This is a genomic window from Shewanella sp. OMA3-2 (assembly GCF_021513195.1).
In the GTDB taxonomy this organism is placed as follows: domain Bacteria; phylum Pseudomonadota; class Gammaproteobacteria; order Enterobacterales; family Shewanellaceae; genus Shewanella.
Genome location: NZ_CP090974.1, coordinates 760,464 through 775,630 on the forward strand (window position 1 = coordinate 760,464; position 15,167 = coordinate 775,630).

Sequence of the window (15,167 nt, forward strand, 5' to 3'; positions counted from 1 at the left end):
TGCGCGGAGCCTGTTGTGCTGAATGTGAATTAATTTTCTCACCAATCACAAACCCCGCGCATGATGTCGCGGGGTTTTTTTGTTTATACGCATTTGAAAATGTATTAATTATCGAGAAGCAATTGCCAATTTAGTTTAAAAAGCAAAGGCAAAAATGGAGTAAAGTCGATGTCTGATAGAGTCATAATTTTTGATACCACATTAAGAGATGGTGAGCAGGCTTTGGCAGCCAGTTTGACAGTGAAAGAAAAACTTCAAATCGCATTAGCATTAGAGCGTCTTGGTGTTGATGTCATGGAGGTGGGTTTTCCTATTTCATCCCCGGTGATTTCAAGTCAGTTCAAACCATTGCCCAAACGATTAAAAACAGCCGCGTGTGTGCATTAGCTCGAGCGCTAGAGAAAGACATTGATGCCGCCGCTCAAGCCTTATCTGTGGCAGACCAATTCCGTATTCACACCTTTATTTCTACTTCAACGATTCATGTTGAAAGCAAATTAAAACGCAGCTTTGACGACGTATTAGCAATGGCTGTTCACGCGGTTAAATATGCGCGTAAATTTACCGATGATGTTGAGTTTTCCTGTGAAGATGCCGGCCGAACACCGATTGATAATTTATGCCGCATGGTAGAAGCGGCAATTACCGCGGGTGCGCGCACCATTAATATTCCTGACACAGTCGGATATACCATTCCAAGTGAATTTGGTGGCATTATCCAGACCTTGTTTAATCGCGTGCCTAATATCGATCAAGCTATAATTTCAGTGCATTGCCACGACGACTTAGGTTTATCGGTTGCTAATTCGATTACCGCGGTTGAAATGGGTGCCCGTCAGATTGAATGTACGATTAATGGTATTGGTGAGCGTGCGGGTAACTGTTCACTTGAAGAAATCGCGATGATTTTATCGACTCGTAAAGGGTTATTAAATCTAGAGTGTGGCATTAACGCTAAAGAAATTTACCGCACTTCAAGTTTAGTTAGCCAGTTATGTAATATGCCTATTCAAGCGAATAAAGCGATAGTTGGCGCGAATGCGTTTTCACATTCGTCAGGTATTCACCAGGATGGCATGTTAAAAGCGAAAAATACTTACGAAATTATGACCCCTGAAAGTATTGGCTTAAATCGTAATAATTTGAACATGACTTCGCGTTCTGGCCGTCATGTGATTAAGCATCGCATGGAAGAAATGGGCTATCTGACCACTGATTATGATATGGACAGTTTATATGATCAGTTCTTAAAGTTAGCCGATAAAAAAGGTCAAGTATTTGATTACGATCTTGAAGCGTTAGTGTTTATGGAGTCACAAGCGCAAGATGATGATAACTATGAATTGCAGCATATGATGGTGCATTCAGATTCAACCGAAGGCGTGGCGACAGCCACTATACGTATTGTGGTTGATGGCGAGCAAAAAACCGAAGCCGCCACAGGTAATGGTCCAGTTGATGCAGCATACAATGCGATTGCCCGTGCAACAGGGCGTGAGATTAATATAACCAGCTATAAATTAGGCGCCAAAGGCGAAGGTCAAAACGCATTGGGGCAAGTGGATATTACTGCCAAATACAATGGCCAAAACTTCCATGGCGTTGGTTTAGCAACTGATGTAGTTGAATCGTCTGCACAAGCATTAGTGCATGTGATGAATTTAACTTACCGTGCCGATAAAGTGGCAGATTTTAAACAACAGATTCATAAAGATAGGGAGTTAGGTGGCGTATGAGTTATCAAGTAGCAGTATTGTCGGGTGATGGTATCGGTCCTGAAGTGATGGCTGAAGCACGTAAAGTGCTCGCCGAAGTAGAAGCACGTTTTAACCTCGATATTAAATACACCGAATATGATGTAGGCGGCATTGCGATTGATAATCATGGCAGCCCATTACCCGACGCCACATTAAAAGGCTGTGAAGCAGCAGATGCGATTTTATTTGGTAGCGTTGGTGGCCCAAAGTGGGAGAAACTACCCCCTAACGACCAACCAGAACGCGGTGCATTATTACCTCTTCGTGGTCACTTTGAATTGTTTTGTAATCTACGCCCAGCAAAATTACACGATGGTTTAGAGCATATGTCACCGCTGCGTAGCGACATCTCAGCCCGCGGTTTTGATGTATTGTGTGTACGTGAGTTAACCGGTGGTATTTACTTTGGTAAGCCAAAAGGACGCCAAGGAGAAGGCGACGACGAAGAAGCTTTTGATACCATGCGTTATAGCCGCCGTGAAATTAGCCGCATTGCCCGTATTGCGTTTGAAGCGGCGCGCGGTCGTAAAAATAAAGTGACTTCAGTCGATAAAGCCAACGTGCTAGCGTGCTCAGTATTATGGCGCCAAGTGGTAGAAGAAGTCGCGCTAGATTTCCCTGATGTTGAGCTTGAACATATCTATATTGATAATGCGACTATGCAATTACTGCGTCGTCCTAATGAGTTTGACGTGATGTTATGCTCAAACCTATTTGGTGACATTATCTCTGATGAAATCGCCATGTTAACCGGTTCTATGGGTTTATTATCATCGGCCAGTATGAATAGTACAGGCTTTGGTTTATTTGAACCCGCAGGTGGCAGCGCGCCTGATATTGCAGGAAAAGGCATTGCTAATCCAGTTGCCCAAATTTTATCGGCCGCATTAATGTTACGTCACAGCTTTAAAGAAGAAGCCGCTGCAACCGCCATTGAGCGTGCAGTAAGCAAAGCATTATCAGCGGGTTATTTAACCGGCGAATTATTAACAGCAGATCAGCGCAGCCAAGCCAAATCGACCAAGCAAATGGGCGATTTCATCGCTAATGCTATTAAGGAAGGTATCTAATGTCGCAAACAAGCGCAAAAACATTGTACGAAAAGGTGTGGGACGCACATATAGTGGCCAGTCCAGAAGCTGAAGCGCCAATTATTTATGTGGATCGTCATTTAGTGCATGAGGTGACATCGCCGCAAGCCTTTAGTGGCTTAAAGGTGGCTGGACGTAAATTACGCGCGCCAGAAAAAACCTTTGCGACCATGGACCACAATACTTCGACTAAAAGTGCCAGCCTTGATGCACTAAGCCCAATGGCAAGAATCCAAGTTGAAACTCTGGCACAAAACTGTAAAGACTTTGGTGTGCGATTATATGATATCCATCACCCAAACCAAGGTATTGTGCATGTAATGGGGCCTGAGTTAGGCATCACATTACCAGGTAGTGTTATTGTGTGTGGAGATTCCCATACCGCCACCCATGGCGCTTTTGGTGCATTAGCATTTGGTATTGGTACATCTGAAGTTGAACACGTTTTAGCAACCCAAACCTTACGTCAATTAAAAGCTAAAACCATGCGAGTAGAAGTGCGTGGCAGTGTAACCGACGGTGTAACCGCTAAAGATATCGTGCTAGCTATTATTGGTAAGTTGGGTATGGACGGTGGCACAGGTTATGTGGTTGAGTTTTGTGGTGATGCAATAACGGCATTATCAATGGAAGGTCGTATGACTTTGTGTAATATGGCCATCGAAATGGGCGCAAAAGCCGGCATGGTAGCGCCTGATCAAATCACTTTTGATTACTTAAAAGGGCGTGAATTTGCGCCAAAAGGCCAAGATTGGGATCAGGCTGTTGCCGCATGGTCTGAATTGAAAACCGATTTAGATGCCCAGTTTGACGCACAAGTCGTGCTAGAAGCTAAAGATATTGCGCCGCAGTTAACCTGGGGAACTAACCCTGGTCAAGTTGTTGCAATTGATGGTGTGGTACCGAATCCAGATGATGAGACCAATAGCACAGAACGTAACAGTATTATTAAGGCATTAGAATATATTGGCCTGACATCGGGCACTAAAATGACCGATGTGACCATTAATAAAGTGTTTATTGGATCATGTACCAACTCACGTATTGAAGATTTACGTTCAGCCGCAGCACATGCTAAAAATCGCAAAGTGGCCGCGGGGGTTACCGCAATCGTTGTGCCAGGTTCTGGTCAAGTGAAGTTACAGGCGGAAGCTGAAGGCCTGGATAAAATATTTATTGAAGCGGGCTTTGAGTGGCGTTTACCGGGGTGTTCAATGTGTTTGGCAATGAATGATGACCGTTTAGAAGCGGGCGATCGCTGTGCATCAACCAGTAATCGTAACTTTGAAGGTCGCCAGGGTCGTGGTAGTCGTACTCATTTAGTCAGTCCAGCGATGGCAGCAGCAGCTGCAATAGCCGGTCATTTTGTTGATATTCGCAAACCTTACTAAACCGATAAAGGAGATAAACATGCAAGCATTTACTGCCCATACCGGTTTAGCCGTGACGATTGATAGTGCCAATATTGATACCGACCAAATTATTCCAAAGCAATTTTTGTCTAAAGTAACCCGAGATGGTTTTGGGGTGCATTTATTCCATGATTGGCGTTATTTAGATGATGCTGGCGATCAGCCTAACCCAGATTTTGTGTTAAATCACCCGCGTTATAAAGGGGCATCCATTTTACTGACCCAAGAAAACTTTGGTTGTGGCTCAAGTCGTGAACATGCTCCTTGGGCACTAGCGGACTTTGGTTTACGGGTGATTATCGCGCCTAGCTTTGCTGATATATTTTATGGCAACTCGATTAACAATGGTTTATTACCGGTTAAATTAACTGCTGCACAAGTACAGCAATTAATTAATGAAGTAGCAGCCAAAGAAGGGGCAGAAATTACCGTAGACTTACAAGCGCTAAAAGTGACTTCACCAACAGGTGCAGAGTTTAGCTTTAGCCTTACTGAATCAGCACGTCATAAGTTACTCAATGGCTTAGATGCGATAGGGTTGACCTTGTCGTTTGAGCAAAGCATTACCGATTATGAAGCTAATATTCCAGCTTGGTATGCATAAACGTCATCGTTAAAAGCTGGGTTCATTTTTTAAAAACCTTCTAGTAATAGAAGGTTTTTTTATGGGCGTTATTTCGTTTTGTTTAATCCTGGTTCATGCTTTGTTTGATCTCTGAATGGGGTTTGTTGCATTTTGATGCTTTTGTGAATAAGGTGTTTCAATTTTGTTGCTGGTAAATGAGCTTTCGCCTATATGGAGCTGTGTTAAATGAGAGTAAATTATTAATGAAACTATCTTTTAGGCTCTCGTTACTATTAGTGATGGTGCTAGTGTCACTGGTGCCGATTATCTCCATGGCAGTATGGTCGAACCATAATGTGTTTGAAGATGAATATCAGATGGTAGAAGAAAAACATTTACTGTTAGCCAAAAATATTTCCCAGGCATTAGAACGCTATGCAGTGGATGCTTTAGCTATTTTTACTCGTGCTAGCGACTCAGTGATATCGCAAACTTTAGCAACAGAATTTATTCAGTTAATGCAGGATGTTGATGTTATTTCCCTAGGCGAATTTGACCAGCATGGAAAATTACAAGCGGTTATTTTTGGCCCAGAAAGCTCACAACCTACATCGTTAACCTCGTCATTAAACACATTCAATTTAACCGATATTAATGAAGGTCGGTTTACGCCGATTCACAAACTAGGTGTGACTAAGCCGACTTTATATATGCTCCGTCAAAGTGATGATAAACGCATATGGCTTGCCACTATGCATTCTAGTTATATCGAACAATTGCAATCAGCGGTTAAGTTTGGTCAAGGCGGGCATGCAGCTATTGTTGATCAACAAGGTAATGTATTAGCTCATCCGAATAAGACGTGGCAACAAGAGAGTAAAAATATCAGCGTCATCAATGTGGTGCAAAAAATGATGATGGGTGGTTCAGGCGTTATGGCATTTTATTCTCCGGCGGTAAATGCAGACATGATAGCCGCTTATACTGTTGTGCCCAGAACTGGCTGGGGAGTGATGATCCCTCAACCTAAAAGTGAGTTATTAGCCCGCGCAAATGAACAAGCCAATGTAATTTTAACACTAGCACTGTGTACTTTTATTGTGTGCGTATTAATTTCGTGGTGGATTTCAGGGTTAATTACCCGCCCGATAGCGTTATTAATTAATAATACTAATGGCTTAACCTCTGATCCTAGAACCTTAAAAAAACTGTCGTTATCACGGTTAACAACTAAAGAGTTTGTGCACCTTTTTGACAGTTTTAATCATATGTCTGAAGAAATTAGGAAGAGTCGTTATGAGTTAGAGCGCCGTGTGGCAGATAGAACAGCGGATCTGGCGCAAGCTCAAACCAAAGCGTTGCACCTAGCCAATCATGACACGGTCACTGGATTACCGAATCGCATGGCGATTAGGGATATGATCCAAAATTTATTATTAGAACAACGTCACTTTTCGTTGTTATTTATTGATCTGGATGGCTTTAAGTTAATTAATGATAATTATGGACACCGGATTGGTGATTTATTACTTAATGCAGTTGCCAAAAGGGTCAGCCGAGATCTGTTTCATGGTGATATTATTGCTCGCTACGGCGGCGATGAATTCATTGTATTGTTGCCCAATAAAGACCAGGCGCAAACCGCTAACTTTGTGGCCAATAAAGTGCTTGATATTATAAAGTTACCTTATGAATTGGAAGGACATACTTTGTTTGTGAGTGCATGTATCGGGGTGACATTGTGTCATGGTGATGATGCTAATACTGACAGTTTAATTCATCGGGCAGATATTGCCATGTACCAAGCCAAGCATAATGGCAAAGACCAAATAACCATAGCGCAGGAGGTAGCGAGTTGTGATAGCTAGCCAAAACTCACCCTATTCAGTTAATGGTTTTACCTTAATTGAGCTGGTGGTGGTGATAATTATTGTCGCTATTTTAACCGTAATAGCCGTGCCTAAGTTTATTAATTTATCCTCTGATGCACACCTTGCCACAATGAAAGGCGTAGCGGCTGCGATGCAAAGCGCTAAAACCCTCGTTTATTCTGCATGTGTTATCAGCCGTGACTGCGATCAAACCGCTCCGATTGCTACAGGTAATGGTTTGGGAAATAGCCTAGAGGCACAAGGGGAAAAAATTACTTTAGCGTTTGGTTATCCGCGCCATTCTGAGGCGGGGATCGCTCGGGCGATTAATATAAAAGATAATGCGAATGGTGGTGAGTTTAACATCACCACCTTCAGCTCCGGTGGCCAAGTTGCTGGATTACGTATTAGACCCAATGCAGATTATGCGGCAAATAAATGTGAAGTGCGTTATTCTCAACCGCAAGCGGCCGGAGCGGCTCCTATAATTGTGGTTGAAGTTAATGGCTGTTAGAAACAGTTTTAAAGGTAATAGGCTATACAATGGATAAAAAAGACTTAAAGTTACTTGATATTTTGCAGCATCAGGGCCGTATTTCGATAGCCGATTTAGCTGATAAAATGAATATGTCTGATACTCCTTGTTTACGCAGAGTGAAAAAACTAGAGCAAGATAAAGTCATTATTGGTTATCAAGCGCAACTAGATCCGCAAAAACTCGATCTTAATATTAGTGCCTTTATCTATGTGCGACTCGCTGATTGCACCAGCGTCAAAGCGGATAAATTTGAGCTAGAGATGACTAAGTTAAAGCAAGTGATGGAGTGTGCCGTGATCACTGGTGAATATGATTATATGCTTAAAATTGTTGCAAAAGATTTGTTAGGTTTAGAATGTTTGATTAAACAAAATATCAATAACATTGATAATGTTGCCCAAGTTCACTCTACGGTGGTATTAAAGCCCGTATTTAGTCGCACTATGTTGCCGTTAGAGCAGTAGATGTACATAGCAAAAAAGCCGTATTACTGCTTACAGTAATACGGCTTTTTAGTACCTGACACCAAATAAACGATGGGTTAATAATCTTTTATTATCCCGAGCTGAGGTTATTAGTTATTGAACGACTTAGCTGCCTGTTTCCATTGATTTGATAAATTCATTTGATTCAGCAATCGACTTGTTCATCTCTGTAATCAGGCTTGAAATGTCTGTTTGTAGGCTGGTAAATTCGCCTTTAATCGCCCCAATGGCTTGTGCATTAAGGTTATGCTTTAAATACAGCATATTGTCTTTCATTGCAGTTAAAATTGGCGGCATTTTAGCTTCAGCTCTGCGCATACTTTTAACTAAAGAGTGATATGAGCGCTGAGTCTCTTTTAGCTTACTGCTACTGCTACGGCGTAAACTGGCTTTGCTTATTTCGTCTATTTCAGATTGCCACTCATCAAATAATGCCTCAGCCACATCTTCTACTTTATCTATGCGATTGCTAACATCATCAGCGGCAGCCTGTGCTGACTCATATTCATCTTTAGCTTTGTTATAGGCTTTATCTAAATCGCCACCATCAAAGGCCAATAGTGCCTGCATCTCGGCTAATGCAGAACTAAATTGTTCTTGGGCTTCTTCCTGTGACTCTTTTGCATCTTGCACGCGGTCGACCATAATATCACGCTTGTGATAGCCGACTTTTTCCATCGCACCATAATAAGCACTTTGACAACCACTTATTGAAAGCGTGCTAGCAACTAAGGTTGCAGCAAGACCGATATTAATTATCTTGGATGTTTTCATTTGGTTTCTCTTAGTGATTGTTATGCAGCCGATTTAAATTTTGCTGCATCGATAATAGCCCATAAATGAAATATTGCGCCTATGATAGCGGGCACAATAAGTACCCCAAAAAAATAGCCAGTACCTACAATACAAAAGAAAGCGATAGCAGCTAAAAATCGACCTTGTAATAATTGCCCTAGCCCTGGGAAAAATAAACTTGCGACAGCGGCTAACACATTGCCAGCAGATCCTTGTTGTGACATAAATTCGTTCCTTTGGTTTGCATCTCATTTGTTATAACATTGTACGAAGTTGAAATGTGATTACAATGAATATCTTACCTATCGTTTGCAGAATAAGGATAAATATGGCCGATCGTATCACTATGGCATCCCTCAAGAAGTTTGTTATTGGGAGTTGGCAATTCTTATTGCATCTTAAGCATCGACTAGATGAAGACCAAATTAATATTCGTGCCGGTCATTTAACCTATGTGACATTATTGTCACTGGTGCCTATGGTGGCGGTGACTATGTCGATGCTGTCTGCTTTTCCGGTATTCAAAGGTATTCGAGGTCATATTGAAGGGTTTATTTATCAGAACTTTTTACCCGCAGCCGGCGATACGGTGCAAATTTATATCAATGAGTTTGTCAACAATGCCTCTAAAGGCACTTTTGTCGGCATAGTCGCGCTAGTCTTTGTGGCTATTATGCTGATTTCTGCCATTGATAAGTCATTGAATAATATTTGGCGAGTCACAGAAAAGCGCTCCTATGTGGTGTCGTTTTCCATGTATTGGATGGTGCTAACACTTGGTCCGGTGCTCATGGGCGGGAGTATTGTAGCTTCTTCTTATCTTGCCTCTTTGGAGCTGCTGAGCGATACCGAGCTTTCAGGTTTTGTACCATGGCTGATGTCACAGTTGCCGATGATATTTTCTGCTGCCTCTATTTTGTTGCTGTATATGGTTGTGCCCTATAAAAAAGTGCATTTTTTCCATGCGCTATTGGGCGCGAGTGTGGCGGCGGTATTGTTTGAAGCAGGTAAAAAAGGTTTTGCTTTTTATGTCACTCAATTTCCCAGCTATGAAGCTATTTATGGTGCGTTAGCGGTTATTCCTATTTTGTTTGTATGGGTTTATATTTCTTGGATTATTGTATTACTGGGTGCGGTAATAACGGCCTCATTACCTGAGTATTTAGAGCAGCACGTTGCTGAATTACTACATCAAATTATTCCTGAGTTAGATGAACTTATTGATACAATCGCCGATGACAGTGATCCCACCGTTGAATCCATTGCTGAAAAAGATATTTTAAAGCCTGCGGACGAAGACAGTGACAATGCGACGGATTCAGCTCAGTCATCTAAATCATCTAAGTCAGCTCAGTCATCTAAGTCATCTAAATCATCTAAGTCAGCTCAGTCAGCTCAGTCATCTAAGTCATCAATAGTGGCTGAAGCAACCACTAAGTCAACGCCTTGAGCTTAGCTTTTATTCGTCATGCAATGGTTGATGTTGGCCAGAGCGTAACACTTTCTGTATCGCAATATGGCCGTGTAGGCGCCAAGCCTGTGGTGTATTTACACGGTGGCCCAGGTGCCGGTTGCCATGCAGGTGATGTGGCTCTATTTACTCACCTTGATTTACACGTATTTTTTATCGATCAACGGGGTAGCGGACGTTCAATAGGTGGTGATTTAGCCTCGAATACTTTACCTGCGTTAATCGGTGATATTGACTTAGTTCGACAATATTTTGCTATCGAAAAATGGGCCATAGTGGGTGGTTCTTATGGTGCTACATTAGGGTGGTTATACAGTGGCTTGTATCCTACTAGAGTGAGTGAGCAAGTTTATTGGGGGCTATTTTTAGCCAATACCGCAGCACGTGATTGGTTGTATGGTTCTAATGGTGCAGCACTATTTTTTACCGAGGCCTTTGAAGCATTTAAACCTGCCATCGATGCACCAGCGCTAGGTGCTCAAATTCAAAGTACTTTGATTGAAAGTGATCAGCGTGAAACTACTCAACTGTTATTATCTGGCTATTATGGGCTGTTACACTCAGCAGACCCGCAACAAAGACAACATGCTATTTTGGCGTGGAATCAATGGGAACAAACTCTTGCTTCGCCAAGCATGATAAGGGTGATGGGGACTGCGCCAGAACTCATCTCAATCGCCCATATTGAACACCATCATGCAATACATGATTACTTTTCTGCTCCTGAGTTGTTTGAGCAAATAGCGGGACGCATTTCTGCTAAAACTCATTTAATTCAAGGCGAGCTAGATTGGGTGTGTCCTGCTCATTTACTGACTGATTTTTTACAAGATGTTCAGCATCATCATTTAACGGTAGAGCATGTAAAGTCCGGATACCATAGTTTAAGTGATGCTAAAATGTTGCGTGCCGTGATGCAAAATATTGCGCGCCTGGGTTAAATGATAGGGTGCAACACTTATAGCGACTTGATACTCGACTATCGTTTTTAATACCGAATTATTCCATGCTACAAGCTCTGGCTTGGATAACATGATTACAAACGGCTGAAAAGTCATCTTAAAAGATCGACCGACTCTGCTGTTATACCCGTTTTTAAGGAGTGTATTTACACCATGATTGGATTGATACAAAGGGTTAAGCACGCCAAAGTGACAGTGGCTGATGAAACTATCGGTGAGATTAACCAAGGCTTGTTAGTGTTGTTAGGCGTTGAGCGCGAAGATGACATGGAAAAAATGCAAAAATTGGCGACTAAAATCAGTAAATACCGCGTGTTTAGCGATGAAAATGGCAAAATGAATCTGAATATCTCTCAGGTTGGTGGCCAATTGCTGGTGGTCTCTCAGTTTACGTTAGCCGCCGATACAGGCAAAGGCTTGCGCCCTAGTTTCTCCGGTGCAGCCACCCCTGAGCAAGCGAATACGTTATATGAAGCGTTTGTCGTATATTGTGGTGAACTTGGTCTTAATGCTCAAACCGGTCGATTTGGTGCTGATATGCAAGTCTCGTTGATCAACGACGGTCCTGTCACCTTTAGTTTGCAGGTATAAAATATGACAGAGCATCAACGGCTAGTAGAGGAACTGGTAGCCACTTGGTACAGAACCATTCCGCTGAGTCAGTTTATGCAAGTTGAGGTGTTAGCATTTACTGATACAAATAACTTAACCGCAAGCGCTGCTGATCACCAAGCTGAGTTGTCCTTATCACAGGTAAGTCAGCTCATTACCACAGCACCGTTAGCACCCAATATTAATCTTCATCAAACCATGTTTGCCGGCAGTATTTATACTCTGATGACGTTAACCGGGTGGGGCATGGTATGGCTGCAACAGCAGTTAGCCTCGGTCAAGGGCGATATTGTGCTTGCTGATGCGCAGGTAAAATATATTGCGCCAGTGCATCAACAACCTAGTGCAAAAGTGATTTGGCCTGCACTGGATTTGTCGCCGCTGGCGCGAGGACGGCGAGTTAAAGTCGAGCTTACGGTTGAGTTGTGGTGTGATGATGTATTATGTGCACGCTTTTGTGGCGTATATGTCTCTTTACCATCTGTGGTTTAATTCTGTATATATTCTGTTTTTTAGAACGTTAGTGTCGATTTATTCCGCTATTATTCCATTTATTCGTAAGTATACTGTTGTTATTCCATCAAGGCAGCGATTCAACGCGTTTGAACGTAAGTGGGTCCAGTGCTGAAGATGACGACACGACTTTAAGGAGTAATTATGCAAAAAGTATTAATGTTGAAATCGAGTATTTTAGGTGACCATTCACAATCATCAGTTTTATTAGATGAGTTGGCAGTATTATTTAAAGATCAAGGTGCAGCTATCACCACCCGTGATTTGGCAGCAGAGCCAGTGCCGGTTCTCGATGGTGAACTGGCAAACGGTTTACGCGGTGGCGATAATTTATCTCAGCGTCAACAAGATGCCTTAGCGTTATCAGATAAATTAGTCACTGAACTTAAGGGTAATGACACCATAGTATTAGCCGCGCCTATGTATAATTTTATGATCCCAATACAATTGAAGGCGTGGATTGATTTGATTGCCAGAGCTGGTGTGACATTTACCTATACTGATAAAGGCCCTCAGGGCTTATTAATTGGCAAGAAAGCCGTGATTGTGACTTCCCGTGGCGGTATGCATAAAGATGCAGGCAGCGACCATGTCGTGCCTTATTTAACCACAGTATTAGCCTTTATTGGCATTACCGATGTAGACGTCATTTATGCAGAAGGATTGAATATGGGCGCAGATAGCGCAGCCGCTGCAATGGCAAGTGCAAAGCAAGCATTAAAGGCAATATCATTGTAATGATGTGATTCTTGGTTAATACTATCGTGCTATGCCCATGGTTGATTATATTCAATCATGGGCATTTTTTATGGTGAAAATTTAGCTTTTTATGATGAAATGTTAGCCTTTAAAGTGAAGTGCTAACATCTTTTTACTTAGATGTATTATGTTTACTAAGCGGTGAGATGAATGACAAAAACGCAAAAATGGTCGGCAGCAGCGTTTATTATTACCGCGATATTTTTAGTGCCTTTATTAATGGTGACAACACAATTTATTCGTAGTACAGATGGGCAAAGTCGATATGGCATTCATGCTGAAAATTTAGCACCATTATCTTTTCAATGGCAAGACACCCGGTTCAATAGCCATATATTTCCTGCTAATAAAGCTCAATTCACTTATTTATTTGCTGGTTTTTTATCCTGCTCAGAAATCTGTCCCATCCGTATTCAGCAATTACATCAGCTTGAAAATGCCATTGCAGAGGATTCTGAATTGGATCAAGCAGATATAGTATTTATGTTTATTACTATTGATCCTGATAATGATACTCCGGCAATTCGACAGCAAATGATTGATGATAAGTCATCCAGATTTATCAGTGCGGCGCTGACTGAACCTGATCTGCTGACGTTGTCTCAACATCTGTCTGAAAATATTCAGGCACACTCACCTATAAATAATCATGTAGGTAATCTATATTTAATTGCACCTAATGGACGTATTGCGCGTATTTATACCTCTAAGCACCTCTCGACCGACAAGATGTTAGCCGAATTAAGACAATATATAACATCGAATTAAAGGATCGCTATGATTGACTCACAGGCCATTAAACGACTATTGAAAAATGATGCATACGTATATCTAATATTATTAATGCAAGCACCGTTACTGATTTTGAGCGGTTTTGTTGGCGCTAAAATGCTCATGTTTACAGGTGTTTCTGCTGTAGCTATTGCAGTGTTGGTACAAGCAAGTTACAGCATGCTTAAAGGTACGCCGTTATTTGGTATTGTAGCAGCTGTAATCATGATGACGGTATCTGCATTATTAATACAAAGCCAAATGGGCATGATTGAAATGCATTTTCATATCTTCGCTTCTATGGCTATTTTTCTTATTTATCAGCGTTGGCAGCCTTTGTTAGCCTCTTTGTTAACTGTTGCTGTTCATCATATGTTATTTACCTATATTCAACTGTCTGGCGGGAGCTTTTTTGACACACCAATTATGATTTTTGCTGGAGATTGCAACTGGAGCATTATGTTAGTACATGCTTTATTTGCCGCTGCAGAAACCATTATTTTAATTAAAATATCACTCTTTATGCGCGAAGACTCATCGGCCAATATACGTATCGCCGATGCTATTCAGCAAATTTCGGCCAATAAAGACTTATCGATTAGGCTAAGCCCTGCAACGACTTCAGCAGAGAGTGCATTTAACTTGATGTTGGAAGAGTTGAGTAAGTTGTTCAGTGATTACCATGGTATTGCCGCTAAGATGACTAAGACGTCAGATCAATTATTGATGTTAAGTGAACATACTCAAGAGGCAATGAATCATCAACAGCATCAGGCGCATTCAATTTCGCAGACTGCACAGGATATCATTCAGCATTTTCATCAGGTTACAGATAACAGCAAGCTCTCAGCAGAGCAAGCGCACACAGCGGCAACATCGAGCGTGCAAGATAGGCAAAGTGCCTTGTCGATTATGAAGGATATGCAGTTACTAGAAAGTAATACGGCAGAAGTCACTGAGTCTTTAACCGATCTAACCAAAGATGTCACCGCCATCACTACCTTGTTGCAAGCTATTCGCAGTATCTCTGAGCAAACTAACTTGTTGGCATTAAATGCCGCGATTGAAGCTGCAAGAGCGGGTGAAAGTGGCCGTGGTTTTGCTGTGGTTGCCGATGAAGTACGTGCTTTAGCGCAGCGAACTAGCCACTCAACCGACGAAATTGCCAAGGTATTAAGTCGATTAAATAGCAGTATGCTGAAAACAGTTGAGTCGATGGATGAGGGTAAGCAACGGACCACGGCTAATGTTGCCCATACTAATACCATTGCAGCTGGACTGGCTGATCGTGCTAATCAAATTGAGCAAGTGGCTAGTTTAAGTCGCCATGTTGCTGATGATACAGAGCAACAGGGTAAGCAATTAAGCCATATTGGCAGCGAAATGACTGACAACATCAACACAGTTACCTTGTTATCAGAGCAAATTGCTAAGTTAACTAATGGCGTAACTAGCATGAAGGCAATTACCGAAGAGTATCAAACCAAAGCGGCGATATATCGTGTGTAATGGGTTGGTATAAAGAGATGCTTAAGTAAAAAATGCGACTCGAGAGAGTCGCATTT

General features: G+C 41.9%; 14 protein-coding genes and 2 pseudogenes. 14 read left to right on the plus strand and 2 right to left on the minus strand.

The features are described 5' to 3' along the window. The first annotated feature begins 168 nt into the window (after window positions 1–168). The 7 genes and pseudogenes from leuA (at window position 169) to L0B17_RS03465 (ending at window position 7,698) form a co-directional block, all read left to right on the plus strand. Window positions 169–1,736, plus strand: a pseudogene (leuA, locus tag L0B17_RS03435) (2-isopropylmalate synthase). Beyond that, window positions 1,733–2,827, plus strand: a complete 1,095-nt coding sequence (gene leuB / locus L0B17_RS03440) for a 3-isopropylmalate dehydrogenase (protein ID WP_235087592.1) — start codon at window positions 1,733–1,735, stop codon at window positions 2,825–2,827. Before leuA ends, leuB begins: the two are co-directional and overlap by 4 nt. Then, on the plus strand, window positions 2,827–4,239 hold the full coding sequence (gene leuC / locus L0B17_RS03445; RefSeq protein WP_235087593.1) for a 3-isopropylmalate dehydratase large subunit: 1,413 nt from the start codon (window positions 2,827–2,829) through the stop codon (window positions 4,237–4,239). The genes leuB and leuC overlap by 1 nt, the downstream gene beginning before the upstream one ends. A 19-nt stretch (window positions 4,240–4,258) precedes the next feature. Further along, window positions 4,259–4,864, plus strand: coding sequence for a 3-isopropylmalate dehydratase small subunit (gene leuD, locus L0B17_RS03450; protein ID WP_235087595.1), 606 nt, complete (start codon window positions 4,259–4,261; stop codon window positions 4,862–4,864). Between the two features lie 224 nt (window positions 4,865–5,088). Beyond that, the gene (locus L0B17_RS03455; protein ID WP_235087597.1) at window positions 5,089–6,693 is read left to right on the plus strand and encodes a sensor domain-containing diguanylate cyclase; all 1,605 of its coding nucleotides are present in this window, start codon (window positions 5,089–5,091) and stop codon (window positions 6,691–6,693) included. Next, a complete protein-coding gene (locus L0B17_RS03460; protein WP_235087598.1) occupies window positions 6,683–7,210 on the plus strand; it encodes a prepilin-type N-terminal cleavage/methylation domain-containing protein in 528 nt (175 codons plus the stop codon). The genes L0B17_RS03455 and L0B17_RS03460 overlap by 11 nt, the downstream gene beginning before the upstream one ends. 29 nt (window positions 7,211–7,239) lie before the next feature. Continuing rightward, window positions 7,240–7,698 carry an Lrp/AsnC family transcriptional regulator gene (locus tag L0B17_RS03465; RefSeq protein WP_235087600.1) on the plus strand — a complete coding sequence of 153 codons (459 nt, stop codon included), beginning with the start codon at window positions 7,240–7,242 and terminating at the stop codon, window positions 7,696–7,698. Between the two features lie 126 nt (window positions 7,699–7,824). Here the strand turns inward: L0B17_RS03465 and L0B17_RS03470 are convergent, their stop codons facing one another. Together L0B17_RS03470 and L0B17_RS03475 are read right to left on the minus strand one after the other, a co-directional pair. Beyond that, entirely contained in the window at window positions 7,825–8,493 is a 669-nt protein-coding gene (locus L0B17_RS03470) for a DUF2959 domain-containing protein (RefSeq protein ID WP_235087602.1), read from the minus strand. A 20-nt stretch (window positions 8,494–8,513) separates the two neighbouring features. Next, a complete protein-coding gene (locus L0B17_RS03475; protein ID WP_226411773.1) occupies window positions 8,514–8,738 on the minus strand; it encodes a hypothetical protein in 225 nt (74 codons plus the stop codon). A gap of 104 nt (window positions 8,739–8,842) precedes the next feature. On the opposite strand from L0B17_RS03475, the pseudogene L0B17_RS03480 reads away from it, so the two are divergent. From L0B17_RS03480 to L0B17_RS03510, 7 genes and pseudogenes are all read left to right on the plus strand, one after another. After that, window positions 8,843–9,682: pseudogene (locus L0B17_RS03480) on the plus strand (virulence factor BrkB family protein); the annotation flags it as partial. Window positions 9,683–9,960: 278 nt separating this feature from the next. Next, entirely contained in the window at window positions 9,961–10,926 is a 966-nt protein-coding gene (locus L0B17_RS03485) for an alpha/beta fold hydrolase (RefSeq protein ID WP_235087603.1), read from the plus strand. A 174-nt stretch (window positions 10,927–11,100) separates the two neighbouring features. Continuing rightward, window positions 11,101–11,538, plus strand: a complete 438-nt coding sequence (gene dtd, locus L0B17_RS03490) for a D-aminoacyl-tRNA deacylase (protein WP_235087605.1) — start codon at window positions 11,101–11,103, stop codon at window positions 11,536–11,538. Between the two features lie 3 nt (window positions 11,539–11,541). Further along, window positions 11,542–12,051, plus strand: a complete 510-nt coding sequence (locus L0B17_RS03495; RefSeq protein ID WP_235087607.1) for a thioesterase domain-containing protein — start codon at window positions 11,542–11,544, stop codon at window positions 12,049–12,051. A gap of 165 nt (window positions 12,052–12,216) precedes the next feature. Beyond that, on the plus strand, window positions 12,217–12,810 hold the full coding sequence (locus L0B17_RS03500) for an FMN-dependent NADH-azoreductase (protein ID WP_235087608.1): 594 nt from the start codon (window positions 12,217–12,219) through the stop codon (window positions 12,808–12,810). Between the two features lie 171 nt (window positions 12,811–12,981). Continuing rightward, complete coding sequence (locus L0B17_RS03505) at window positions 12,982–13,599, plus strand: SCO family protein (RefSeq protein WP_235087610.1); 618 nt, start codon at window positions 12,982–12,984, stop codon at window positions 13,597–13,599. 9 nt (window positions 13,600–13,608) lie between these two features. Beyond that, a complete protein-coding gene (locus L0B17_RS03510) occupies window positions 13,609–15,111 on the plus strand; it encodes a methyl-accepting chemotaxis protein (protein ID WP_235087611.1) in 1,503 nt (500 codons plus the stop codon). The last annotated feature ends 56 nt before the right edge of the window (window positions 15,112–15,167 follow it).